This window comes from Scytonema sp. UIC 10036 (assembly GCF_009725235.1).
In genome coordinates this window covers 1-24,228 of sequence record NZ_WJFC01000120.1, presented here as the reverse complement: position 1 = coordinate 24,228, position 24,228 = coordinate 1, and the positions used below count along the sequence as shown (strand labels likewise).

Sequence of the window (24,228 nt, the reverse complement as noted above, 5' to 3'; positions counted from 1 at the left end):
TTATCAATTATATTTCATAAATTCTTTGGTTTGGGGTGTATCTATATTAAAGAGTTTTTCTCCTAGAGTAAACTCGAATAACAAAACCACCTTTAGGTTTGACTGTGTGTACTCTACGGGTGCTTAATTTATTAAATTCTATTAACTGTATGCAGAATATTAGCAGACAAATCTCCAGTGCCAATAATTTTAGATTGGGTTTTTCTTTAGCAGGAGGTGCATTTGTCTTACTTCTAGCGATGATGTTCCGTCCCTTCACAATTGTGAATGCAGGTGAGAGGGGTGTTGTCATGCATTTTGGAAAAGTCCAAGAGCAGGTGTTAGATGAAGGTATTCACCCGATAATGCCGATTGTTACAACAGTTAAAAAACTGAGTGTTAGAGTTCGGCAAAATACTTTTAATACTGATGCTGCTTCCAAAGATCTACAGAAAGTCACAACAGAACTTGCGGTGAATTGGCATATTGAGCCAATACGGGTTAATAAAGTCTATCAACAAGTAGGTGATGAAGAACAAATTATTACTGGCATAATCACTCCTGCTGTTTCTGAAGTGTTGAAAGCCGCAACAGCAAAAAAGACGGCAGAAGAAATTATTACTATCAGAACGCAACTGAAAGAAGAAATTGATAATCATCTAAAAGAACGTCTTTCTGCTTATGGTTTGATAGTTGATGATGTGTCTTTAGTCAATTTTGCTTTTTCTCCTGAATTTAGTAGGGCTATTGAAGCAAAGCAAATAGCTGAACAAGAAGCTAAACAAGCAGAGTTCATTGCTAAGAAAGCAACTCAAGAAGCCCAAGCAGATGTGAATCGTGCTAGGGGTCAAGCAGAAGCACAAAGATTGCAACGACAAACTTTGACTCCTGAATTATTACAAAAGCAGGCGATAGAGAAGTGGGATGGACGTTTTCCAACAGTAATAAGTGGTAATGGTACTTTACCGCTCATCAATATTAGTCCTGAAAGCTTAGCAGGTAAGAAAGAGTAGATTTTTGTGTTTCACGCAAAGACGCAAAGACGCAAAACTTTTCTTAGCGCCTTTGCGCCTTTGCGTGAGCTTTAAATGTTTATTGCTAACAATGAATTTAGTAAAATATCTACCTTTTCATCAGATAAATCTGGTATTTTTAGAATTTTATCGACTTTATTAAAGTTCCATTGCATCGATTTATAGTAAGTTGGATCGTAGTGGAACTTTAACATATCCTCTACAAATGTCCCCCACTGTTGGGTATCAATTAACTGATACCATTCACGCAGCTTTTCTTTGCTGTAACGAGATTTGAGCTTTTCTAGTTTTACTTTTAAGAAATCTGGATGTGTTGTAAGGTGTGGATATTCTTGCAGGAGATAGTTTACTCTTGTAGATAGAGGAACTTGAATTTCTACACAACTCGCCTGTTTCATCTTGTCCCATAAGGACAGGGGTAAATAAACTTGTCCGATTTTGTTACTTTCTGATTCTACCCAGACTGTCTCCATAGGGTTGAAGCTTTGCAGTTGTTTCAGTAACAAAGATTCAAAATATTTTTGAGAGGGTTGAGGTGAGGGTTGACGATCCCATTCTTCCCCAAGTAGGGAACCTCGGTGATTTGCCAGCGCTTCCAAATCTAAGACTTGAAAACCATTCAGGCGCATTTTGCGTAAAATATGAGTTTTGCCACTACCAGTTAAACCACACAAGATGCGGTAGGTGAATTTTTCTGGTAATTTTTCTAATTGGTTGCGAACATAAGCACGGTATGTCTTGTAACCGCCTTCGACAAGGGTGACACGCCAACCAATTTGTGTCAGTACCAAAGCCATGCTGTTGGAACGCTGTCCGCCTCGCCAACAGTAAACTAGGGGATGGTAATCTTTTCCTTTTGGTTCAAAATGCTGACTCAAATGCTGAGAAATATTTTTGGAAACTAAAGCAGCACCAATTTTTCGGGCAGTAAAGGGACAATCTTGTTTGTATACTGTTCCTACTTGAGCACGTTCTGCATCATCTAGCACCGGCAAATTGATAGCACCAGGGATATGATCTTCCGCATATTCGCTAGGAGAACGAACATCAATTATTTCACTGTAAGTCTCTGTCCAAGGTTGTTTGGTATACGTAGGTAAAGGTGGCATTAAGCAATCGTAAATTAAATTCAGGTTCGGGGCTGCAAGATCCCCGACTTCTTGGAGAAGTCGGGGATCTGATTAACGCTAGCTATCAAACACTATGTTTCTTAATTTTGACACTGGTAAGGGGAATGGTATTATTGCGCCAGTGTTCTCTACTAATGACTCTTTTTCTAGAAAATACTTCTTTTGATAGATGCTAATTTAGTAAAAATTTAATAAGACTTCATGTGTTGCATGCTAGTGAAATATCTTACCTCGTTTTCAAGGGTTGACAGTATTGAAATTTATCCTTTAACTAAAATACGGCAGGTGTGAGATGAAAAAACTTGGATTACCTATGTGGTTGCCTTACCCTAGTGCATGGCTGAACGCTTTGATCGTATCAGTGTTTATGGCTGGGTTAGGGGCTTTTATTAGACGTAGCAATTTGTTAGACTACTATCTGGGTAAGTGGTCTCAACAGCCAGAACTGTCTTCTGTCATGTTGATATTGTTGCTCATCTCGCCAATACCTGCGATCGCCTTTTTCCACCACTTTTTTCTCAGCCGCTTTATTCCTGCTATTCCAGGTGAGAGTGTGAAAACACCTCAAGGATTAGTACCAGGGATTATTAGTTGGAGGGAAAGTCTGTATGGTTGGTTAGTGTTTGTTCTATCTACCCTGATAGCAGCATTAATTTGTATTCCCTTCCTTTCTCTGTTCAAAGTTGACTACGAAAAAATTATCTACACCTACAATCAACCTCACAGAGGTGTACAAATTCTGTTTGCTGCTGTTTGGATTGTTAGTGCTGCTTTCCTTTATCAGCTTGAATATCTTTTTAAAGATCGCTTGCTTTTTGTGGACGATTTCATCAGTGAAGAACCGAGTGTTGCCCAGGAGCAAACAGCAGAGATTCAACCAGAAAACCAACAAGCCGAAGCGATCGCGACTCAAACACCAGCAACTGAGGTATCGAGTAAAAAGAAAACTAACATAACCGAGCTAATTGTCAAATATCGAAAATTACCGCAAAGAATTTTCACCCTTGTGTTGATAACTGTAGCAGGGTTATGGATGTATTTCTTTGCTAATTTACCAAAAGTGAAACAAACCGTATCAGCAAATTTATCTTATATTGAAAAACAATTAGCAGTACCCGCAGAAACTACTCCTCCAGAGGATAGCACCTACCAAAAAGGTTTGAAGAAAGCAAAGTCAGCAACCAGGCTCACAAAGTCGGCGCAGTCTGAAGATGAATGGAAAACTGTTTCCCGTCGTTGGGAAGAAGCCATTAAACTTATGGAAAGTGTACCAACCTCTAGCCCCAACTACTCATTAGCACAACAGAAGATTTTGCAGTACCAATTGCATCGGGAATTCGCTAAGCAAATGCTTTCCAGTAACCAGTAACACGTGAATTACCACAATTCAAAGTGGTTGGTTTTAATGATCGATCTGTTTTTTGTTTTCTATAAATTAAGAGAAATTGGGTATAGCCCCCCTTTTTCACGAGGGAAAGGGGGGATCGTATGTAGGAATTATTTAGCGAAATTGTATAAGCCCTGATAAATTTGGAGGATTGCACTTTATAGGTCAGTAGTTAGAAAATACTTGATAAAGTAAAAATTGTCAAAGGCAAAGATTTATAAAATTTTCTGAATCTATTTTTACGATCTTTCGTCTCTCCTATTAAAGTTTATTTTGGTAAACTTTTTGTTTGCTTTCCAACTTAGCAACAAGATTACAAGTGAGTTACTACGATTTTAATAATCATTTCTGGTCTCCCCAGATGGTTTGCTGTCAATCAAGACTGGCAAAACCAAGACAAAAAAATGCGAAATCTCGCAAATTAGTCGGGATGCTGAGTTTGATGTGCGTTGCTGTTTGGACTCCTTTACTAGTCCAAATTCTAGTTCCAACTAACAATCAAAATCAGGAAAATATTTCTCTAAATAATAATGAAGTTGGTAGCGATCGCTTTTTGAAGCGAGAACACTACTACTTTTTCTACCGCTCGGTACAAAATTAATAGCTAATGAAGACACAATTCCGTTAAGATGCAATGGGGTGCAGTTACCAAACCATATGCACATTTAGATTTCAAGAAATAATTCTTCATGAATCAAGAAACACAGACTCCATCTCCAAAACTACAACGCGATCGCAACTCCCAGCCCAGAATTCAAGTAGAACAGCACGTTAGACTCTTAGATGTTGATAAACCCCAAGGACGTGTTATATGCGAGTGCTGGAACTGCAAACAGGGATTATTGATTCAGCATGAGAGAGAACCGCAGCTGGATATTAAAGTGACTTGTCCCAATTGCGGTAGGATAGCTGTAAAATTGCAAGTCGCAAAAGTTTTATCAGTCATTGCTATTCCTTCGCCTTGGGAAGTTTAGAACGTAGGTTGGGTTGAGGAACGAAACCCAACAAATTCTGATAAATGTTGGGTTTCGTTCCTCAACCCAACCTACAATTTCCTAAATTACATATTCATTTTTTAACCCTCTATTTCTTGGTTCAATAATATGCGGATCGACACCATAATAGCGAGCAGCTTCAGACATATCAAACATCAAGAGATTTTTATTCCCTAGCTTTTGTAGAATTAGAGGTTTTTCAGGAACTAAACCGAGAGTTTTGATAATTTCTGATGCTACTGCTTGTGCTAACAAAGGTGGAACAGAGTTTCCTACTTGTCGAAATCCGTGCCATTTTGTTGTATGAAATCTAAACCAATCTGGATAGGAATGTAAACGTGCTGCCTCACGTACAGTAATGCATCTTGGAGTAAATGGATGAATTGGTCGGGGAGAAGTAAACGCTCCTCTGTTACTTGGAGTTCCAGCTCTTAAAGTGTTACAAATTCCTTCAGGATCGAGTTTAAGAAAGCGGCTTACTGGTTCTGTTTTCCCATACGGAGTCGCTTCAAATCTTTTAATAGATTCTAGAGAATGTTTTGTTCTTAAACTGGAAGTCAGTATTCGAGGATCGTACTGACGTGGATAAGAATAGTCATTATTTGCAGGGGCAAAACCGCGAAGCTGTTTCCCATAATGGCTTGGTTTTCCAAAATTTGCGATCGCCCAATCTTGTTGAAAAAGTTCTATATAGTTTTCTACTTCCGGTAAGTCTCCGATCGCATCCCAAACTGTAGGGCTGGTGGGTAGTGGATTGTTTAAACTTGCTTTTTTCGATTGAACAGGTTTAGTTATTGGCTTTGGATATTTTGGTAATTCTAACCCCTGACGGCTACCTAGTAAAAATAACCTTTCACGATTTTGTGGCACTCCGTATTCATACGCATTTAAGACTTTATACTCTTGGCGAACTTGATAGCCATTTTCTTCAAATTCATTCATAATGACTGAAATAAATTCTTTGTGTTTGCCAACAGTCATTCCTTTAACATTTTCTAAAACAAAAAACTTGGGTTTTAATTCTAAAACTAATTTTATATAATGAGAGATTAAAGCATTACGAGGATCGTCAAAGATACGTTTTCCTATTAAGGAAAATCCTTGACAGGGAGGACCACCAAATACTACATCGATTTCGCGATCGCCAATACAGGAGTCACTTCTGATTTCTTGTGCTGTAATATCAACAACACTTTTGCAAAAAATTTTCCAGACAGGAAAATTAAATTCGTGTATTGCACAATGAATTGGATCGATTTCAACAGACGCAAGGACATCAAAACCTGCTTGTTCAAAACCAAGTGTCATACCTCCAGCACCTGCAAATAAATCCACAGCAATGGGGCGGCTGAGGATTTTCGAGTCCGGGCTTTGGCTTTGGGATTCTGAGGATAACAATTGTGGATTTTTGGTATAAAACTTTAAGAGACACTGATTTGCAGTGTCTCCAAATTAAAACATGGGTACTAGTTTACCGCAAAGCCTAAAATTTAATCTTAAAGATTTGGCAGCATTTGTAGAATTTCTTTAGCAGCGCGATCGCACACTCCAACTTCACCCAAAGACTGCTGCATAATCTGATAATCCGCTTGCATTTGCTGCTTCCGTTCGGTATTGAGCAACAATTCCATAGCTGCTTCGGTCAAATTTTCCGGAGTTGCGGTTTCTTGGATAAACTCTGGCACAATTGACCTCATAACTACCAAATTTACAGGTGAGGCAAAGGGGAAAGAAATTTTGAAGATGTTTCGAGCCACCCAGTAAGTCAATGTATTGAGACGGTATAAAACGACTTGCGGTACACTTAATAAAGCCAATTCCAAGTTGACAGTACCGCACTTGGTAATAGCCAAGTCAGCTGCTGCTAGCACTTGTTGTTGTTTACCAGAGACTACAGTCGCTTGCAAACCAAACTGTTGTATCGCTTTTTCAATAGGTTTTCGATATATTTCCAAAGACAAGGGAATCCAAAAATGCACGTGTGGTAACTTGGATTGAATCTCCCGTGCTGCTTGAAACATTACTGGTAGGAGATACTTCAGTTCTTGATAGCGAGAAGCAGGAATAAGAGCAACATTTATAGTACCGTCTTTAACTCCCAACTCAGTTCGCGCAACTTCACGACTTGGAAAAGTTTTGATTCTATCTATCAGAGGATGACCTATCCAAGTTACGTTTGCCCCTTTGTCTTTAAAGTAACGCGCTTCTTGTGGAAAAATCGCCAGCACCTTGTCACTGACACCAATAATTCTTTCAGTATCTCTCGGCGTAATTGAAGCTACCCATACTTGTGGAGCAATGTAATAAACGATAGGGACTTGTGGCAAATGACGGCGAATGTAGCTGCCAATGCCCAAATTAGGTCCCATATAATCGATAAGCACCACTAAATCTGGTGGATGTTGCTTGAGTTCAGCAATTGCCTGTCGCTGAATTTGAAATGTTGGAAGAACAAAGCGTAACGATTCTATAAGACCAAAGGAACCAATATGGGTAGTATTTCCCAGTAAAGTAGCTCCTACAGATGCCATTTTTTCACCACCCAGTGCCACAATTTCTAGTGAAAACCCTGTGGTTGCAGCTTGTTGTTTGAGTGCGGAGATAAGTAGCGAACCTTGCAAGTCTCCAGATACTTCGCCTGTACTGATAAATATACGCATATGGGGATTGGGGAGAGGGGGTAGACAAGGTAAACAAGGGAGAGGGGTAGACAAGGGAGAGGGGGTAGACAAGGTAGACAAGGGAGAGGGGGTTAGACAAGGTAGACAAGGGAGAGGGGTAGACAAGGTAGAAAATTTACTTCGTCTCCCTTGTCTTCCTTGTCTCCCTTGTCCTCCTTGTCCTCCTTGTCTCCCTTGTCCTCCTTGTCTCCCTTGTCTCCCTTGTCCCCAATCCCCTATTCCCTATCCTCATCACTACTAGCAGCTTTCCCCTTACCTGGAACCAAACCGCGTCTTCCCGGCATTTGGGAAAGGAGGAGGAAGCGACGTAAGTGCTGTAGCTGTGGGGTTTCTCCCAGTTCTTCGAGCTGTTCTATAGCTTCCTTAAACGTCAACTCCGAACGGTAGAGAATGCGAAAAGCTTTCTTGAGAATTTGAAACTCATTGAGATCCATTCCAGAGCGTTTAAGTCCTATAAGGTTGAGAGTGCGTATCCGCGCTGGATTTCCCTCTACTAACATATATGGAGGTACATCTCTGTCAATACGTGCCATGCCTCCCACCATTGCGAGACTTCCAATATGCACAAATTGATGGACTCCCAACACTCCACTGAGTCTTGCACGTGACTCTATGTGGACGTGTCCAGCTAAAGCAACGGAGTTGGCAATGATTACAGAATCTTCAATAACACAGTTGTGACCTACATGGACATAAGCCATGAGCAGGTTACCGTTACCAATGCGAGTTTCTTCACCCGCACCAGTTGCTTTATTAATGGTGACGTATTCTCTTATTGAGTTATCATTTCCTATTTTGACCCAGCTGTATTCGCCGGCATATTTTAAATCTTGAGGTTCCATGCCAATAACGGCACCCGGAAAAATTTGATTTCGCGCCCCAATTTCTAATGGTCCTTCTAATACGGCATGAGCGCCGATTACGGTTTCGGGACCAACTTTGACATGCCCTCCAATCACAGCATACGCACCGACTTGCACCGTGGGGTGCAATTCTGAATTAGGATGAATGACAGCAGTAGGATGAATTAGCGTTTTCAAGGGTGCTCTCCAGAAAAGTCTTGAGTGCTGCGTTCAGACACGCAATTGCGCGTCTGCACGTAAGATTAGGTAGTTCGATTGGTAGCTAAAGTGTGAGACTATACCATTTTGAGAAAAATGTAATAGATAGTTAGGTTGAGATTAAGCCTAGATAAGGTTGTCTCAATCCAAAATCTAAAATCTAAAATCCAAAATGGTGTTTAGCTAGAGGAGAGTGTGAGGGCGTCAAAAGTTGAGCAGGATGCTGTTGTAGCTTGTTTCTTTTATTGATATCCTAAGTTGGACTTGAAGAAAGGCACGTCACGGTCGTGCCTTCCCATAAAAACAAGCTTTTAGGTTGATAGGGAAAACATGAGTTCGCCTTCAGCAGCAAGCTGACCGTCAACTTCAGCACGCGCTTGCATCTTACCGAAACGACGCTGTTTTACCCACAACAGTTCCACTGTCATGACTAGTTGATCTCCCGGTACAACTTGACGGCGGAAGCGCACTTTATCTATGCCAGCAAATAAAAAAAGCCCACCTTCCATTTCTGGAAGCTGAGTGAGAACAACACCACCAACTTGTGCCATGGCTTCTACTATAAGCACTCCCGGCATAATGGGCTGTCCTGGAAAATGCCCTTGAAACTGGGGTTCATTAAACGTGACGTTTTTTATACCTACAGCTCGTTTTCCTGGAAGATAATCGATAATCCGATCGACAAGGGCAAACGGATATCGATGGGGTAGAAGTTTATGGATGTCTTCTACTGTAAAAATGACTTGAGAGTCAGTTTTGTTTGTAGTGGAATTATCCGATTGGTTATTAGATGCTGGTGTGGAAACATCAATGGTATTCGCTTGTTCGGTGACGGTTGTCATTGCTCCTGCTGTTGATTTTATATTTTGGTTATGTTAGTAGGTGCTCGATCCGATCCTCCCCCAAGAGATTTTGGATTTTGGATTTTGGATTTTGGATTTCGGATTTTGGATTTCGGATTTTGGATTTGAAACCAATCTAAAATCTAAAATCTAAAATCTAAAATTCTTTGTGCCAGTTGAATATGTAAATTATGGCTGGCTTTGTATGCTAAGACATGAGCACAGGGGAAGGTACCTAGCAAACTCAAATCTCCTACTAAATCCAAGATTTTATGACGTACTGGCTCATTTGCAAATCTTAGTGGTGGATTTAACCACCCTTCGGGTCCGCAAACGAGAGCATTATCTAGGCTTCCACCTTTAATTAAACCCGATTGTTGTAACTGTTCAATTTGATGTAGCAAACCAAAAGTTCGAGCTGGCGCAATTTCGGTTAAAAAACTTTCGGCAAAATTTGTGCGTTCGCTACCTGGCGACCAACTGTACCATTGGTTACCAATTGCTTCTAAGTCAAAATCAATACCATAAGTAAACCGTACTTCTGCTGATGGCAAGGCGCAAACAAAAGCATCGTCCTGACGTACCCAAATTGGCTCTTCCAAAATGGGAAGAACTTTGTCTTCACCTGAAGGTTGTGAGACTAAGCCAACAGACGCGATCGCAGATGCCCACTCCTTTGCCGAACCATCTAGAAGCGGAACTTCCGGACCATTAATTTCAATCCGGGCATTATCCACTCTCATAGTAGCAAGAGATGCAAGTAAATGTTCAACTGTACGTACAGAAGCTTCACCCTTACCCAACTGCGTCGAGAGCACAGTTTGATTAACTGCAGCTACTTGTGCTGGAATTATCGGAGTATCAGGCAAATCGACTCTCACAAAGTAGCGACCGCTACCCGCATCAGAGGGTAGGATGCGAACTTGGGTTGAGACACCGCTATGTAGCCCCACTCCGGTTTGGTTGATTTCGCCTGCTAAAGTATGTTGCATTTTTTTAATTGCTAATGGCTAATGGCTAATGGCTAATGGCTAATGGCTAATTGCCAAACTTCATCAGCTATTAGCTATTAGCTATTAGCCATCAGCCCAATCAGAATCTTTCTCCAATACCAAAGTTAATCCGGCTATCACCATCGCCGTTAACACCGTAGTCAATACGAATTGGTCCCAAAGGAGATTGCACTCGCACCCCAAGACCAAAGCCGATACCAGTACCATCTTTATCCAGCAGTTCCGCCGCCCTAGTACTTGTTCCTAAATCGCTACCGACATCAAAAAATAAAGCACCGCTTACTACAGAGAATACGGGGAAGCGATACTCAACTGATGCTTGGACAAAACTACGTCCGCTACCCAAGCCGCCTTCTTCATAACCTCGTACAGAGTTACTACCACCAAGAGAAAAAGCTTCATAAGGCGGTAAATCCCCAAGTATCGTTCCTGCTTGAACGTTAAAAGCAAGAGTTTCGGGTCCTTTAGTAAAGTTTGTAAAATCGATGGGTAAGTATGTGCTATAGCTACCGCGCAATCTTGTCAGGAAAATATTTCCCAATCCTATGGGTACAGATTGGTCAACACCCAAGCGCAGGAAAGAACCACTTGTGGGTTGTAAAGGATTATTTCTCAAGTCGCGTGCAACGCCCAATTGCAAGAGCAGTAAATCGTCTTTCCCTTCTCCAGATTCGCTCAGTTCAACAAACTCATTTGTACCTTCAAGGCGTCCCAGCCTAGCAGTCTCCCCATCACCTCTGATAGTCACTCTCTGGTATTGCAAACCAGCTGAAGCCGTCCATTCCGCTCTTTCAAATGGATTTTTAGATAAAGGACGAGTGAAATTGACACCACCACCCAAGCGTACAACGCGAGGGGTATCACCGTCCTCATTTGGATCGTTAACGTTTTCAACAGTTTCGATATCGTTATCGTCGCCTTCAAAGATGAGTGAAATCGATCTCCGGCGGAAAATATTGGCTGTGTAAGAAGTGCGGTAAGGGTCACCAGCAATCCAAGGATCTGTAAAGCGGAGGTCAAATAATAATTCTCTCACTCCGAGCTGTACCTCAGCACCTAGTTTTTGATTTCGTCCATTCAGGTTTTGCTGCTGATAGCTTACAGTACCAAATAATCCACTGGCAGAACTGATACCAGCACCCGCTGCAATGGAACCGCTATTGCGTTCAACAACGTTGACTACTACATCCACTCTGCTTGGGTCAGTACCGGGGTCAAGGGAAACATTCACATCTTCAAATAGTCCCAGCCCAAATACCCTTTGCAAGTCTCTTTGCACTGTATTGCGATTGAAAACATTTCCCGGCTTTAACTGCAGTTCTCGCGTCACAATGTATGGCTGTGTTCTTCCGCGAATTGGTTCTCCCTTGTCGTTTGTTGTTTGGCCTTCCTTATTGCGGAACTGAACTCGAATATCTTCTACCACACCTTCTGCAACTTGCAGGGTGACAACTCCATTTTCAGAAACTTGAGGCGCACCAATAACGTTTGCTAGTGCATAACCTTGATCTTGATAGCGCTTGGTTAGTTGTTTGATACCTTCCTGTAAATCGCGAAGGTTTAATATTCTACCATATTGTTCTTTAAATATTGTGTCTACAGTATCAGCTGGTAGTACTGAGGGAACATTTGTACCGGGATTGGCTTGCAGTTGTACTTTAGTGAGGATGGGATTAGGTTGTACCACAAAACTTACCCGTACACCTAATGGTGTATCTTCTGGCACTGCTTGAACATTAGAGAAGAAACCAGTGGCAAAGACGGCGTTAATATCTTCTTGCAATTGTGTACGAGTTGTGGTTCTCCCAGGTTGGGTACGAATCGCTCTATAGATTTGGTCTTCCAACTCTGGCACGATCGCTTGTCCGGCTTCATTCCGAATCAACACTTCCGAGACAAGCACCCGAGGTTCTGTTGGTGCGGGAGATTGTTCTGATGGAGTTTGCTGTTGAGTTGGCGGAGGTGTTTGTTCCAACGTAGGTGGGTTTGTATTGTCTGGTGTTTGTTGTTGGGTTTCTGGGGTTGGTGTTTGTTGTTGGGTTTCTGGGGTTGGTGTTTGTTGTTGGGTTTCTGGGGTTGGTGTTTGTTGTTGAGTACCCGATGGCGGTTTTTCTAAATTGGGCAGTTGTTGGTTATTTTGTACTGGTTCCTCAGTTGGCTGGTTTGTCTCCTGTGGTGTATTTGTTGTACCGGGAGATGATGGGGCTTGTTGCTCAGTACCAGTAGGTGGTTGATTCTCGGAATTTGGAGTTTGTTGAAGGTTTTGTGCAGTTTTTGATGTGATAACAGTTGGCACTATAACTTCTGGCTTGGTTACCGATCCAGGCACAACTGCTGGGAATACCCCAACAATAACTTGCTCTGGATCTGTTGTAGGTACTATAACCGCCGCTGTTTTTGGTTCTGTTTTTAAATCTTTGGCGGTTTGTGCGTTCACGCTCAGCGAATTGCCTAACGGGGCTGCGATCGCTACAACTGTAAATATAAAGGGAGATAAGCGCATTTTATTTAGATTCCTCTTCACGTCCACACACCATCAAAAGGCAGTCATGCTTATATGCGACCAGTAAAAGTAAAAACTATATTTTTACTTTTGCCTTTCTAATTTATATGCCAAATTGCAAAAGGCAAAGAATAGGGGTTAGGGGTTAAGGGTTAGGGATTAGTTGATCTTAATTTAATTCCTATTGTTTTATTCCCTACTCCCTACTCCCTACTCCCTACTCCCTAATTCATCTACCGCTTTTAGCACTCGTTGTAAAACCTCCTGATATGCATTCTCTATATTTCCCAAATCTCGACGAAAACGGTCTTTATCAAGAACTCGACGATTTGGATCGTCTCCGGCGGAATTATCCCACAATCGACAGGTGTCAGGGCTGATTTCATCTGCCAACAGCAACTGCTGTTGTGAGTCCAAACCAAACTCTAGTTTAAAATCTACTAAGGTAATGTCACACCTTGTAAAAAAGTTGATGAGAAAATTGTTGATTTGCAATGCTAGATGGGTAATACTATCCACTTGTTCCGGTGTGGCTAATTCTAATAGCAGTAAGCGATCGCGTGTGAGCAAAGGGTCTCCCAACGGATCGTTTTTGTAATAGAACTCGACCAACGGCTGTTTGAGTACGGTTCCTAACGGTAAGCCTGTTTGTTGACATAGGCTGCCGGCGGCAATGTTCCTGACAACGACTTCGAGCGGCAAAATCTTGACTGCCCTAACCCGCATTTGATTGGGGGTGGGGTTGTCAATATAGTGGGTTTTTATGCCTTGTGTTTCCAGTTGTTGAAAAAGTTTGCTAGAAATGCTACAGTTTATAATCCCTTTGCCTTGTATACTTCCACGCTTTTGAGCATTGAAAGCAGTCGCATCATCTTTAAAATCAGCTAGTAGAATATCAGGTTGATCCGTTGAGTATAGGATTTTTGCTTTGCCTTCGTATAATTTTGTTAGAGCAGACATGATGTAAGGTTAAGTAATAGACGATGGGCAGCTTTGATGCTTACAAGCTTAACCATTTTATATCTAAAGGGACTAAGCAGTAGGGAGGAGGAGCCAGAATCAAATGTTGCACCCCTGTCCACATCAAACGTTTAGTATTTGCTGATACTAAAACTTGTAATATCTTTTCATGGAACAAAATGCTAAAATATACAAAGTAATGTATAGAAACGTACATTTTTGGCAGTGTTTTCCAGTCAGGTTAAATAAGATCGTACATCCAACATCAAAGTGTAAACTATTGGTCTATCTTATAAGTTTTGATAGGTCAGTTTACTCCGCTTCCCGACTTCTTAAAGGATTAGGGCATTCATTCGCGACTCTGTATCATAAAGAAGTCGGGGATGTTGCAGAGGCTGATAAATTTGAAATTTTCATAATGGAGAAAACAATGGTCAGTAGTAAAGATAACTTTATCTATCCACGAGGGCATTACTATGGTCAGATAAAGCCAGAAAATTTAGTTTTTAATTCCAATTTACAGGAATTTGCTCAAAGAGTCAGTTATATTTGTAGCTTGGAAACGGCTGGTAAAATATCTCCTGAGGATGCTTACGAACGAGTCAGAGAACTTTGGAAAACTTTGAAACGGTCAAAACAAGAACTGAGGATAGGTGAAGACCCATTCAAGAACAGTGACCAGTGACGAGTGACTATATAATATAATCACTTGGAAAGCATTGTCCAAACACCATCCCACATATAATCGGGAGGGTGGTCAAGGTAATTATAAGCGCGTTCTAGATGGATATCAACAGCTTGGTCTCCAGGACGTATGTTTTTGGCGGATTGAAAAAAGTCAATTGCTTTTTGAAAGTTGCGTTCCGTGTAAGCATTACGTCCTTGATGGTAGAAGAACAAAAATTCTTGCGTGTTAGCATCTAGAGTCATACTACGATCTCCAATCAATTCATAAATGTTAACGGCTTGGTGTTTTCCTTTGACCCTAATCCTGTCTAGTTCGCGCACCCAAATGCGATCGCTACACAAGTGATAAGTAAATTCGCTTAAGACAATGTCACAACCGTATTCCTTTGTAACTCCTTCAAGACGCGAACTTAAATTTACACCATCTCCAATCACAGTGTAGTCCATCCGTTTTCGAGACCCAATGTTCCCAGAAACAACTTCCCCAGAACTAATTCCAATGCCAATATGAATTAGGGGCTGTGCTTGGATGACGCGTCGTCGGTTAAATTCAGCCAGTCTTTGCCGCATTTCCAAGGCTGATTGCACAGCCCTCCACGCATGATTTTCTGTCAGTGGGAGTGGTGCTCCAAACACTGCCATTAAGGCATCACCAATAAATTTATCTAATGTTCCTTCGTGATTAAAAACGGCTTCAACCATGATTTCAAAGTACTGATTCAGTAGTGACACCACTTCAGCTGCTCCTAAATTTTCTGTCAACGTGGTGTAACCTCTGATATCAGAAAATAAAATAGTTACCTCCTTCCGTTCACCCACCATCAAAGCATCTTCCCCCAGTGCCATTACTTGTTCTGCAACACCGGGAGTCAGGTAGCGGTACATTGTTGTTTTCATCCGTTTTTCCTGACTTATATCTTCTAATACCACCAAACCCCCTCGGACACCTCCTTCTGGATTGGTTAAGGGATTAACTGTAAGATTGATACTTCGGTCAATTTTTTGAATTGAGGACTCATGAAGTAAGGATGAAAGGGGTGTAAGAGGTTGATTCCAGGGAAGAAAAATTTGTGGGTTGTTGCGATCGCGTATTGCTAAAATGCAATCACCTGTTTCTGGTACGGATATAGTCGAATCTTGTACGGGTGCTGTGTATAAAGTCTCCAAATATAACCCAACTGTTAAACTTTGTTCTGGCACATAATGCCTTGCGCCAAAATTCAGGCTATCTTGCAGTCTGAATTGTAAATTATCAATAGGTACAACGTCCCAAACCAAACGACCTATCAAATGTTGTTCCCAATTATACTTAATATTTTTTCCGTTAGATTCCGATAAAGGACAGCCCAATAGCTGTAGCGCTGCATCATTAATAGTCACTATTTTTCCTTCCATATCCGTAGAGATTACGGCATCCGAAAGGCTTTGCAAAATATCTTTTTGATACTGTTTTTCTAGCAATACATTTTCAAACAGGCGTGCATTTTCTAAAGCAATTCCTGCTTGAATATTAAAAGCTCGCATAAATTCTTCATCAGAAGCGGTAAAGCTACCTTGCTGCTTGTTAATTAATTGAGTAACGCCAATGAGTTCATTGGCAGAATTAAAGACTGGCAAACATAAAATATTGCGAGTTACATAACCTGTTTTTCGGTCTATACTTGGATCGAAACGCGGGTCTTTATAGGCATCGGGAATATTTAACGCTTCACCCGTAGATGCGACATATCCAGCAATACCTTTACTGGCAGATATGCGAATTTCTATCATGGTTTTGCCATCAGCAGCTGCTACCTTAGTCCATAGCTCTCCCATTTCTTTACGATATAAAAACAGTGTGCTGCGATCCGCTTGCATTAAGATTCGGGCTTGTTCCATCACTATTTGCAAAGTTGCTTCCAAATCTAAACTTTGCCCCAGGGTTTGAGTTGCCCGTAAAAGAGCTGTTGCACCCCGTTGATTGCGGGCAGCTACATAGAAAGATTGACAGCTTTCTAAGATAATACCAATTGATGCAGCAAAATCTCGAAAGCGTTCTTCATCCTCAGCATCAAAAGGAATATCTCCTGCTTTATTTGCCAGTTGTACAACCGCTACAATTTGATTTTTGCTACTTAAGACGGGCATACATAAAATATTATCCATCTTGTAGCCCATTTGCTTTTCCAATTCTGGGCTAAAGAGAGGATGGGAATGGGTTTCTACAATATTTAGACATTCACCCGTACTAGCAACATGACCGGGAATTCCAACATTAATAGGCGTGCGAATTTCTAAAGGTTTGTAAATATTTTCTTGAGGCACTTTTGACCATAATTGACCTTTATCGCGATCGACAAGGAAAATTGTGGTATGCTGTGCTTGAAGGATTTGACCAATTTTCAGTGTAATTGCCTCCAGCACCTTTTCTAACATGGTTTCTAGAGCTTCATTATTAATCAGTTCGATCGCTCTCAGAAACTGCTGAAATTCAGCTGTTATGAAATCTAGCAAGCAAACAAACTCGTTAACGGATAGGTCTTTGACACGGCGCAATAAGGCGTTTGTGCGGTTAACTTGAGTGAGTTCTGTTAATGTAGCCAGGACGCTACCAGTATTTAGGAGTGTCATGGAATGTTTGGTTAATTGTTAGTTGTGAGTTGTTTATTAGTGGTTAGTGGTTAGTTGTTGGTTGTTAGTTGTAGATTTTCATTGAGAAATTTATCAGTGGTCAGTTGTTAGTTGTTAATTTGTGGATTTTCATTGAGAAATTTATTTAGCTTGTTAGCTATTAACCACTAACTACTAACCACTAACCACTAACCACTAACCTTCTGATAATAACTTTGTAACTGACGTGTTGCAGCTGCCCAACCCCAACGTTCTGCCTCTTTTCGGGCATTTTGACGGATAGTTTCTCGTTCTTGTTGCTGTTCTAAAAGACGAATAGTGGCTGCAACAGCGCTTTGAACATCTGCTTCTGGTTCAAAAAGATATCCATTGACACCGTCTGTTACAATGTCCGGAATACCACCTGATCGTGCAGCTACAACCGGACACCCAGCTGCCATGGCTTCTAGAAGGACTAATCCTAATGTTTCTGTACGGGAAGGAAAAATAAAGGCATCAGCACTTGCAAAAGCAGAGGCTAATTCTTTGCCAACAAGATAGCCAACAAAATGTGTATTAGTTCCGGCGAAATGTTTCTCTAGTGTTTGACGATGAGGCCCGTCCCCTACTAATGCTAACCGTGCTTCGGGTATAGCTTCTAATATGGGTCTGATTCGCTCAATTTCCTTTTCCGCCGAAAGACGACCTACGTATAGTAATAATGGACTTTCTGGGTGATTTTGAGACAAGCGCGATCGCATTTTTAGGCATAAATTATCCGGATGAAACGATTCTGTATCCACTCCTCTTTGCCATAAACTAACCCTTTCAATACCGTGTGAGGTTAATTCCTCCATCATTGCTGTAGAAGTACACAAATTTAAAGACGCTTGATTGTGAGCGGCTTTAAGCAATTCCCACAGTAATCCTTCTAACATTCCCAAACCGTAATGTTGAAGATACTGTGGTAGATGTGTATGGTAAGACGCAACCAAAGGGATATTGAGGTATTTGCTATGGAATATACCAGCTAACCCCAAAACCGCCGGGTTTACGACGTGAATTATGTCTGGCTTGAACTCCTCTAGAGTATGACCGATTGCTGGGCGAGGTAGTGCCATTTTTAACTCAGGGTAAAGTGGTAAGGGGAAACCTGAGACTCCATATACTCTAGCTCCTTTGTATTCAGTTATGCCACCATCAGGAGCAATAACTAGGACTTGGTTTCCATTACGTTGAAGATGGTCTACTGTATGACGCAAGCGGGTGACTATGCCATCTACCTTGGGCAGAAAGGTTTCAGTGAATAGAGCGATTCGCATATCAGATTATATCAGTACTGTCAACAAAACCCATTTCTAAAGGATGAAGTATAAAAGATAAACGATAAAAGATGAAAAAGAAACACAATTTGGTTATGTGTACCAATTGTGTTGTGAATGGATCTATGTATCCATCTTCCCAGTCTTTCAATCAATTAAAAGTCTAATTTTATACTTCATCCTTCAGATTGCTCTAATTTCTTCGCCAAGAGACTTTAGGCAAAATTTGGTGTTTATCAACTCGACTTTGGTACTTAATGGAGAAATTCAGTAGAGAATCGAGTAGAGAATCAGAAAGATAATGAGGTTGCAACCCAAGATCCAAAAGCTTGGTGTTTTTAGCGTTGAAGTAATGCTCTTCTTTCTCAACTCTAGGATTTTCTAGGTGATTAATTTCCACATTCAGCCCCAATGCGTTTCCAGCTTTCTTTACCATCATTGCTAGATCGCCAACACTAAATAGTTCAGTGAACTGGTTAAAGACGCGGAATTCACCAGGTTCTGCTGGATTGGCTACAGCGATTTCGATACACCGTACTGTGTCCCGAATATCCAAGAATCCTCGAGTTTGACCGCCTTTGCCGTAAACTGTTAGGGGATGTCCGATCGCTGCTTGGATACAGAAGCGATTCAGTGCCGTACCGAATACACCATCGTAATCCAGGCGGTTAATTAACAGTTCATCCATGCCTGTTTCTTCTGTCAAAACGCCGTAAACAACGCCCTGGTTCAGGTCTGTGGCTCGCAATCCCCAAATCCGACACGCAAAGTGAATGTTGTGGCTGTCATGAACTTTGCTCAAATGATACATGGAACCGGGTTGTTTGGGGTAGGGTAGAGTATCCTTCCTCCCGTTATGATCGATTGTGATGTACCCTTCTTCGATATCGATGTTGGGTGTTCCATATTCTCCCATTGTCCCTAGTTTCACTAAATGACAGTCTGGGAAGTCTTCCCGCATAGCGTACAACAAGTTTAAAGTCCCAACTACGTTATTGACTTGGGTAAAAACTGCGTGTTCGCGGTCAATCATTGAATAAGGCGCAGATCTTTGTTCGCCAAAATGCACGATTGCTTCTGGTTGAAATTTGTGCAGCGCTTTACTCAAAAACTCGTAGTTAGTGATATCGCCAATAAACAGGTCAATAAATTTACCTGTCAAATCGTGCCAGCGTTGAATTCGATGTTTAATTGGTGCGATTGGGGTTAGAGTTTCCACTCCCAACTCGTTGTCCCAATGCCGTCGCACTAAACTGTCTAAAATACCAACTTCATAACCTCGATTTGAAAGGTAAAGTGCGGTTGCCCAACCGCAATAACCATCGCCACCAATAACCAGGACTTTCATTTTCACCAAGTTTTTACTCGCTGATAGCTAAATCTATCAGGTTTGTGGCACCTCTAATCATGAAAGATTGGGCGCTTGGGTTAGTCGTTGGTTGTTAGTCGTTGGTTGTCAGTCGCTGGTTGTCAGTCGCTGGTTGTCAGTCACTGGTTGTCAGTCGCTGGTTGTCAGTCGTTTTCTCCTCGTTCTTAGTCTCCAACTACTAACCATTAACCACTAACCAAGCACGACATTAAGAAATATTACAAAAGTGCCGTCAAAACGTCATAGTGGGTTGACAAGCAAAATGTCAGCCGATATTGTGAAATACATACCCGGGTAAGACCGCAAAACAGTAATATGCAAACTAAGCAAAAGGTTACTTTGTATTTGTCGCCGGAACTTCATAGGAAACTAAAAATTCGTTCAGCAGTTGACTCAGAACCAATGTCAGAGCTAGCGGAACGCGCTCTGGTTTTCTATCTGGCACATTCAGAATTAGTAGATGAAGCTTCTTATGGAAGATCTCATAGAGTTTATTCCTGCCCAAGCTGTGAGAGTTCGCTAGTCATCCGTGACGGGGAATTGGCAGCACTTGGCAAACAGCCAGGAATAATTGGTCAAGAACGTATTTCCATTGAAGAAATGGATGAAACGAATCAGAAAGGTGAGGAAGAGTTAGTTCCTTGCTAGGTGGGAGTTGTGAGTAGTAGAGATATTTATCATAATTCTCTCCCCCCTTATTAAAATTGGCGATGTCTGTACTGTTCTGTAAAGGTCTCAAGTAGGTCGAAGTATGAAAGAAGAGCTCAATATACTCATTCAAGCTCAATACCCTCTAATCTACCTTGTGACCTCCGAGGAAGAGCGGGCTGAGCAAGCAATTTCTCATATTGCTCAATCATCAAAGCCACAGAGGAAGGTCTACGTTTGGACAGTGACTCATGGTATCGTAGAGTACGGTCAGCCGCGAAATGTCACCCAACACAATACTGTTTCTCCAGAAGCAGCGATTGAATGGATTATTCGCCAGAAAGAACCTAGTATATTTATTCTTAAAGATTTACACCCCTTTATAGATGCGCCTGCGACAACAAGATCGCTAAGAGATGCGATCGCGAGTTTCAAGGGTACGCAGAAAAACATTATTTTAATGTCTCCAATGCAACAAGTTCCCATTGAGTTGGAGAAGGAAGTTGTTGTTCTTGACTTCCCGCTACCGGATATGGGAGACTTGAATAAGGTGTTAACCCATCACATAGATCAAAACCGTGGACGGCGGCTAACAACGGAAGCAAGGGAAAAGCTTCTGAGGGCAGCTTTAGGGTTAACTAAGGATGAAGCTGAAAAGGTTTACCGTAAGGCGCAGGTAACGTCAGGGCGTCTGACAGAAGAAGAAGTGGATATAGTTTTATCAGAGAAAAAGCAACTCATTCGCCGGAATGGTATACTTGAGTACATAGAGGAAGATGAAACTATAGACGGTGTCGGTGGTTTGGAAGAGCTAAAAAAATGGCTCAAGCAACGTTCCAACGCTTTTACGGAAAGAGCGCGGGAGTATGGTTTGCCCCAACCTAAGGGAATGTTGATTTTAGGTGTTCCTGGGTGTGGTAAATCGTTGATTGCTAAAACAACTTCTCGGCTTTGGGGTTTACCGTTGTTGCGGTTGGATATGGGGCGTGTCTATGATGGTTCCATGGTGGGGCGTTCGGAAGCCAACTTACGTAACGCGTTAAAAACGGCTGAATCTATTTCCCCAGTCATCTTATTTATAGATGAATTGGATAAGTCTTTTGCAGGAAGTGCGGGGTCGTCAGATTCTGATGGAGGTACTTCTAGCCGGATATTTGGATCTTTCCTCACTTGGATGCAAGAGAAGAAGTCACCAGTGTTTGTGATGGCCACAGCTAACAGAGTTGAGCGTTTACCTGGTGAATTTTTGAGGAAAGGTCGCTTTGATGAGATTTTCTTTGTGGATCTGCCAATAAATGAAGAACGTCAGGATATATTCAAGATTCACTTGAACAAGCGCCGGAATGACATCTCTCGGTTTGACCTCGAACAACTAGCTAAGATGTCAGATGGCTTCTCTGGGGCAGAAATTGAACAGGCGATCGTGGCGGCAATGTACGAAGCTTTTGCCCAAGATCGGGAGTTCACTCAACTAGATATTATTGCTGCACTAAAGGCAACACTGCCGCTGTCTCGAACGATGCAAGAACAGGTAACAGCCCTAAGAGACTGGGCCAGACAGCGAGCAAGACCTGCTGCAGCCTCCGTTGCTGAATACCAGCGAATGGAGTTCTAAAAGCTTTCTCCTGCTACCACAGGGGGAAAGGCTAGCATCAAAAGCTAGCAGTTTAAGAAAAAAGCAGTGCCTTATAGGGGTTTTCACCCCGTTATAGCTACTGCCACCCGCGTTCTGCCAAACGCGGCTTTGCAAAAAACAAACTGTTGTCTTTTCTCTACTTTCTCATTGGAGGAAACCCAAATGTCTCACTTTAGCACTCTGCGTACCAAAATCACCGATGCTGAAATCCTCAAGGCTTCCCTGCGTGACCTCGGCATCTCTGTGAAGACTGAAGCAGATGTTCGTGGTTACAATGGTCAGCGTGTTCGTGCTGACTTAGTTGCTGTTCTCGAAGGCGAATATGACCTCGGTTGGTCTCGCAACAGCGACGGTTCCTTTGACTTGATCGCAGACCTGTGGGGCGTTGCTAAGAAGCACAACCAAACCGAACTCATCAACTCTATCAACCAGAAGTATGCTGTTAACAAGACTCTGGCTGAAGTGAAGCAGCGCGGTTTGCAAAATGCCAACGTTAAGTTGGTATTGCAATAACCCTTACTCTGCGCGTTCCCAAAGCTGTACGGGTTAACCAGATTCCTTAAAGGGTTAGCCCGCTTTTTTACCGGGCTGGAGCTTCATTCCAGTCCGCTAATTTTTTATTGGGCTTGTGACCTTAGATTACCCTCTCTGAAATTAAACATAACAGAATTTTGGATCTTTTCACAAACTTTATAAATCTAGTTTTTATTTTTTTGAAGTTTTGTATCTATATTATACGGAATCAGAACCGCAGATGAACGCAGATGGATGCGGATAGAAGATTCTGTAGGTTTATTTGCTTGATACTGAGGTTTTAGTTGTAGGTTGGATAGGTTGGAGATATGTTACGGAGTGTAAATCTCCTTAAAACCCTTACCAATGACAAATGAGCAAATTAATCGTTTCCATGAGAAGCTGTTTGATTAATTGCTCTGAAGCATAAAAATGTCTGTAGTTTCTTGTGCCACTATTACTGTCCCCGCAACGACTGCTAACTTGGGACCGGGGTTTGACTGCATCGGTGCTGCTTTGACTCTGTACAATGAGTATAAGTTTACTCGCCACTCTCAAGGGCGGTGGGTCATAACTGTGACGGGTGCTGAGGCTGAACGGGTTGTGACTGATGAAAGTAATTTACTGTATCAAGCTTTTGTAAAATTTTACGAATGTATAGAGCAATCGCCACCATTTGTGCAAATTGATATTTCTCTTGGTGTGCCGTTGGCGAGAGGTTTGGGGAGTTCCGCAACGGCAATAGTTGGTGGGTTGATTGGTGCAAATGTGTTGGCTGATGAACCGTTGACTCAGTCGCAGCTGTTGGAGTTGGCAATTGCTTTGGAAGGACATCCAGATAATGTTGTGCCTGCTTTTTTGGGTGGATGTCGTTTGGCGGCGACAGGGGTGGAGAATCCATCGCTAAGAGAAAAAGAAAGTTTATGGGAGATTTGTGAGATTCCTTGGAGTCAAGAAATTGTTTCGGTGGTGGCGATTCCGGATTTTGAGCTTTCAACAAAGGAAGCGCGACAGGTTTTGCCATCTGAGGTTAGTCGTGGCGATGCTATTTTCAACACGGCGCATCTTGGCTTGTTATTGCGTGGTTTGGAAACTGGAAGAAGAGATTGGTTGAGGGCTGCTTTGCAGGATAGGTTACACCAGCCTTATCGAAAGGCTTTGATTCGAGGTTATGATGCGGTGGGTTCTGCTGCTGTTGGGGCTGGTGCTTATGGAATGGCAATTAGTGGCGCGGGACCAACCCTTTTGGCTTTGACGGATACGGCTCATGCTGATGCTGTAGCAAAGGCTATGGCAGATGCTTGGTTGAAGGAAGGCGTGAAGGCGGATGTGCGATCGCTTTCTGTTGACACTCAAGGAGCTAGATTGGTCATTGAGTAGGTTGGAGAACAAAGTTAGATCCCCGACAACTTCTGCGGATGCTGTTGGCTCTCGATCGGTCTAACCCTCACCTCGTTCCCAGGTTCTACCTGGAAACGAGGGGAGGAAGTATCAAAAGTTGGGGAACTGACTCGAAAAATAAGCGTCTTTTGGGTTGAAGATAACTGAATATTGCGTGGGTAAACAGGGACAGAAACCTGATTTCACGGAAGTTACCAGGCCGCTCCGACCTCTAGAATACAATTCTGTTTCGTTTGTCTGTTCGCACTTAACAAGTATTTTAATTTTTGTCAACTGTATTGCATACCCATAAAAAAGTTATTACATATACTTTTTTGCATAAGTAAATAAAAGTTGGACTGCAAAACGTCTTTCTTAAGATATAGATAATATTAATTTTTATAACGGCAGCAAGGGTTGCCGTTTTTTGTTGACTTAGTAAAACTTTACATTTAGAATGAATTTGGTCCAAAAAATAAGTATTTATCTCTATTAATTC

The 24,228-nt window shown here is 41.9% G+C and carries 21 protein-coding genes; 9 read left to right on the top strand and 12 right to left on the bottom strand.

Features of this window, described 5'->3' with window-relative positions:
• Nucleotides 1-149: 149 nt before the first annotated feature.
• Nucleotides 150-992, top strand: a complete 843-nt coding sequence (locus F7734_RS38880) for a prohibitin family protein (RefSeq protein ID WP_155749784.1) — start codon at nucleotides 150-152, stop codon at nucleotides 990-992.
• A 71-nt stretch (nucleotides 993-1,063) separates the two neighbouring features.
• Here the strand turns inward: F7734_RS38880 and mnmH are convergent, their stop codons facing one another.
• Complete coding sequence (gene mnmH, locus F7734_RS38875) at nucleotides 1,064-2,122, bottom strand: tRNA 2-selenouridine(34) synthase MnmH (RefSeq protein WP_155749783.1); 1,059 nt, start codon at nucleotides 2,120-2,122, stop codon at nucleotides 1,064-1,066.
• 313 nt (nucleotides 2,123-2,435) lie between these two features.
• On the opposite strand from mnmH, the gene F7734_RS38870 reads away from it, so the two are divergent.
• The 3 genes from F7734_RS38870 (at nucleotide 2,436) to F7734_RS38860 (ending at nucleotide 4,504) form a co-directional block, all read left to right on the top strand.
• On the top strand, nucleotides 2,436-3,512 hold the full coding sequence (locus F7734_RS38870; protein WP_155749782.1) for a hypothetical protein: 1,077 nt from the start codon (nucleotides 2,436-2,438) through the stop codon (nucleotides 3,510-3,512).
• A 337-nt stretch (nucleotides 3,513-3,849) separates the two neighbouring features.
• Entirely contained in the window at nucleotides 3,850-4,131 is a 282-nt protein-coding gene (locus tag F7734_RS38865; RefSeq protein ID WP_155749781.1) for a hypothetical protein, read from the top strand.
• 88 nt (nucleotides 4,132-4,219) lie between these two features.
• Entirely contained in the window at nucleotides 4,220-4,504 is a 285-nt protein-coding gene (locus F7734_RS38860) for a hypothetical protein (protein WP_155749780.1), read from the top strand.
• Between the two features lie 81 nt (nucleotides 4,505-4,585).
• On the opposite strand, the gene F7734_RS38855 is transcribed toward F7734_RS38860, so the two are convergent.
• The 7 genes from F7734_RS38855 to purC all read right to left on the bottom strand — a co-directional run bounded on the left by F7734_RS38855 (nucleotide 4,586) and on the right by purC (nucleotide 13,585).
• The gene (locus F7734_RS38855) at nucleotides 4,586-5,923 is read right to left on the bottom strand and encodes a DNA cytosine methyltransferase (protein ID WP_155749779.1); all 1,338 of its coding nucleotides are present in this window, start codon (nucleotides 5,921-5,923) and stop codon (nucleotides 4,586-4,588) included.
• Nucleotides 5,924-6,021: 98 nt separating this feature from the next.
• Nucleotides 6,022-7,185, bottom strand: a complete 1,164-nt coding sequence (lpxB, locus tag F7734_RS38850) for a lipid-A-disaccharide synthase (RefSeq protein WP_155749778.1) — start codon at nucleotides 7,183-7,185, stop codon at nucleotides 6,022-6,024.
• 236 nt (nucleotides 7,186-7,421) lie between these two features.
• Nucleotides 7,422-8,246, bottom strand: a complete 825-nt coding sequence (gene lpxA, locus F7734_RS38845; RefSeq protein WP_155749777.1) for an acyl-ACP--UDP-N-acetylglucosamine O-acyltransferase — start codon at nucleotides 8,244-8,246, stop codon at nucleotides 7,422-7,424.
• 332 nt (nucleotides 8,247-8,578) lie between these two features.
• Nucleotides 8,579-9,109 carry a 3-hydroxyacyl-ACP dehydratase FabZ gene (gene fabZ / locus F7734_RS38840; protein WP_155749776.1) on the bottom strand — a complete coding sequence of 177 codons (531 nt, stop codon included), beginning with the start codon at nucleotides 9,107-9,109 and terminating at the stop codon, nucleotides 8,579-8,581.
• 143 nt (nucleotides 9,110-9,252) lie between these two features.
• A complete protein-coding gene (gene lpxC / locus F7734_RS38835) occupies nucleotides 9,253-10,101 on the bottom strand; it encodes a UDP-3-O-acyl-N-acetylglucosamine deacetylase (RefSeq protein ID WP_155749775.1) in 849 nt (282 codons plus the stop codon).
• Nucleotides 10,102-10,201: 100 nt separating this feature from the next.
• The gene (locus F7734_RS38830) at nucleotides 10,202-12,625 is read right to left on the bottom strand and encodes a BamA/TamA family outer membrane protein (RefSeq protein WP_155749774.1); all 2,424 of its coding nucleotides are present in this window, start codon (nucleotides 12,623-12,625) and stop codon (nucleotides 10,202-10,204) included.
• 210 nt (nucleotides 12,626-12,835) lie between these two features.
• Nucleotides 12,836-13,585: a phosphoribosylaminoimidazolesuccinocarboxamide synthase gene (purC, locus tag F7734_RS38825; RefSeq protein ID WP_155749773.1), complete on the bottom strand. Its 750-nt coding sequence runs from the start codon at nucleotides 13,583-13,585 to the stop codon at nucleotides 12,836-12,838.
• Between the two features lie 430 nt (nucleotides 13,586-14,015).
• Between purC and F7734_RS38820 the strand changes: the two genes are divergently transcribed.
• A complete protein-coding gene (locus F7734_RS38820; RefSeq protein WP_155749772.1) occupies nucleotides 14,016-14,270 on the top strand; it encodes a hypothetical protein in 255 nt (84 codons plus the stop codon).
• Between the two features lie 20 nt (nucleotides 14,271-14,290).
• Here the strand turns inward: F7734_RS38820 and F7734_RS38815 are convergent, their stop codons facing one another.
• The 3 genes from F7734_RS38815 to F7734_RS38805 form a co-directional block, all read right to left on the bottom strand.
• A complete protein-coding gene (locus F7734_RS38815; RefSeq protein WP_155749771.1) occupies nucleotides 14,291-16,882 on the bottom strand; it encodes a GAF domain-containing protein in 2,592 nt (863 codons plus the stop codon).
• Between the two features lie 188 nt (nucleotides 16,883-17,070).
• Entirely contained in the window at nucleotides 17,071-18,183 is a 1,113-nt protein-coding gene (locus F7734_RS38810; protein WP_155749770.1) for a glycosyltransferase family 1 protein, read from the bottom strand.
• Nucleotides 18,184-18,376: 193 nt separating this feature from the next.
• Nucleotides 18,377-19,531 (bottom strand): NAD-dependent epimerase/dehydratase family protein, encoded by a 1,155-nt coding sequence (locus F7734_RS38805; protein ID WP_155749769.1) that lies wholly within the window; start codon nucleotides 19,529-19,531, stop codon nucleotides 18,377-18,379.
• 336 nt (nucleotides 19,532-19,867) lie between these two features.
• On the opposite strand from F7734_RS38805, the gene F7734_RS38800 reads away from it, so the two are divergent.
• The 4 genes from F7734_RS38800 to thrB all read left to right on the top strand — a co-directional run bounded on the left by F7734_RS38800 (nucleotide 19,868) and on the right by thrB (nucleotide 23,729).
• Entirely contained in the window at nucleotides 19,868-20,200 is a 333-nt protein-coding gene (locus tag F7734_RS38800) for a hypothetical protein (RefSeq protein ID WP_155749768.1), read from the top strand.
• A gap of 103 nt (nucleotides 20,201-20,303) precedes the next feature.
• A complete protein-coding gene (locus F7734_RS38795) occupies nucleotides 20,304-21,815 on the top strand; it encodes an AAA family ATPase (protein WP_155749767.1) in 1,512 nt (503 codons plus the stop codon).
• Nucleotides 21,816-21,998: 183 nt separating this feature from the next.
• The gene (locus F7734_RS38790; RefSeq protein WP_038088622.1) at nucleotides 21,999-22,349 is read left to right on the top strand and encodes a DUF1257 domain-containing protein; all 351 of its coding nucleotides are present in this window, start codon (nucleotides 21,999-22,001) and stop codon (nucleotides 22,347-22,349) included.
• Between the two features lie 432 nt (nucleotides 22,350-22,781).
• A complete protein-coding gene (thrB, locus tag F7734_RS38785; RefSeq protein ID WP_155749766.1) occupies nucleotides 22,782-23,729 on the top strand; it encodes a homoserine kinase in 948 nt (315 codons plus the stop codon).
• 280 nt (nucleotides 23,730-24,009) lie between these two features.
• Here the strand turns inward: thrB and F7734_RS62400 are convergent.
• Nucleotides 24,010-24,228 (bottom strand): hypothetical protein (locus tag F7734_RS62400; RefSeq protein ID WP_207714316.1); only part of this gene is annotated, 219 nt, incomplete at its 5' end.

What these genes read in the sequence shown, in the direction of transcription:
- thrB (WP_155749766.1), top strand. Translation starts at nt 22,782, where the DNA reads ATGTCTGTAGTTTCTTGTGCCACTATTACTGTCCCCGCAACGACTGCT.
- F7734_RS38860 (WP_155749780.1), top strand. Translation starts at nt 4,220, where the DNA reads ATGAATCAAGAAACACAGACTCCATCTCCAAAACTACAACGCGATCGC.
- F7734_RS38870 (WP_155749782.1), top strand. Translation starts at nt 2,436, where the DNA reads ATGAAAAAACTTGGATTACCTATGTGGTTGCCTTACCCTAGTGCATGG.
- F7734_RS38790 (WP_038088622.1), top strand. Translation starts at nt 21,999, where the DNA reads ATGTCTCACTTTAGCACTCTGCGTACCAAAATCACCGATGCTGAAATC.
- lpxB (WP_155749778.1), bottom strand. Translation starts at nt 7,185, where the DNA reads ATGCGTATATTTATCAGTACAGGCGAAGTATCTGGAGACTTGCAAGGT.
- lpxC (WP_155749775.1), bottom strand. Translation starts at nt 10,101, where the DNA reads ATGCAACATACTTTAGCAGGCGAAATCAACCAAACCGGAGTGGGGCTA.
- F7734_RS38880 (WP_155749784.1), top strand. Translation starts at nt 150, where the DNA reads ATGCAGAATATTAGCAGACAAATCTCCAGTGCCAATAATTTTAGATTG.
- F7734_RS38800 (WP_155749768.1), top strand. Translation starts at nt 19,868, where the DNA reads ATGCAAACTAAGCAAAAGGTTACTTTGTATTTGTCGCCGGAACTTCAT.
- purC (WP_155749773.1), bottom strand. Translation starts at nt 13,585, where the DNA reads ATGTCTGCTCTAACAAAATTATACGAAGGCAAAGCAAAAATCCTATAC.
- F7734_RS38805 (WP_155749769.1), bottom strand. Translation starts at nt 19,531, where the DNA reads ATGAAAGTCCTGGTTATTGGTGGCGATGGTTATTGCGGTTGGGCAACC.
- F7734_RS38830 (WP_155749774.1), bottom strand. Translation starts at nt 12,625, where the DNA reads ATGCGCTTATCTCCCTTTATATTTACAGTTGTAGCGATCGCAGCCCCG.
- F7734_RS38795 (WP_155749767.1), top strand. Translation starts at nt 20,304, where the DNA reads ATGAAAGAAGAGCTCAATATACTCATTCAAGCTCAATACCCTCTAATC.
- F7734_RS38815 (WP_155749771.1), bottom strand. Translation starts at nt 16,882, where the DNA reads ATGACACTCCTAAATACTGGTAGCGTCCTGGCTACATTAACAGAACTC.
- mnmH (WP_155749783.1), bottom strand. Translation starts at nt 2,122, where the DNA reads ATGCCACCTTTACCTACGTATACCAAACAACCTTGGACAGAGACTTAC.
- F7734_RS38820 (WP_155749772.1), top strand. Translation starts at nt 14,016, where the DNA reads ATGGTCAGTAGTAAAGATAACTTTATCTATCCACGAGGGCATTACTAT.
- F7734_RS38810 (WP_155749770.1), bottom strand. Translation starts at nt 18,183, where the DNA reads ATGCGAATCGCTCTATTCACTGAAACCTTTCTGCCCAAGGTAGATGGC.
- fabZ (WP_155749776.1), bottom strand. Translation starts at nt 9,109, where the DNA reads ATGACAACCGTCACCGAACAAGCGAATACCATTGATGTTTCCACACCA.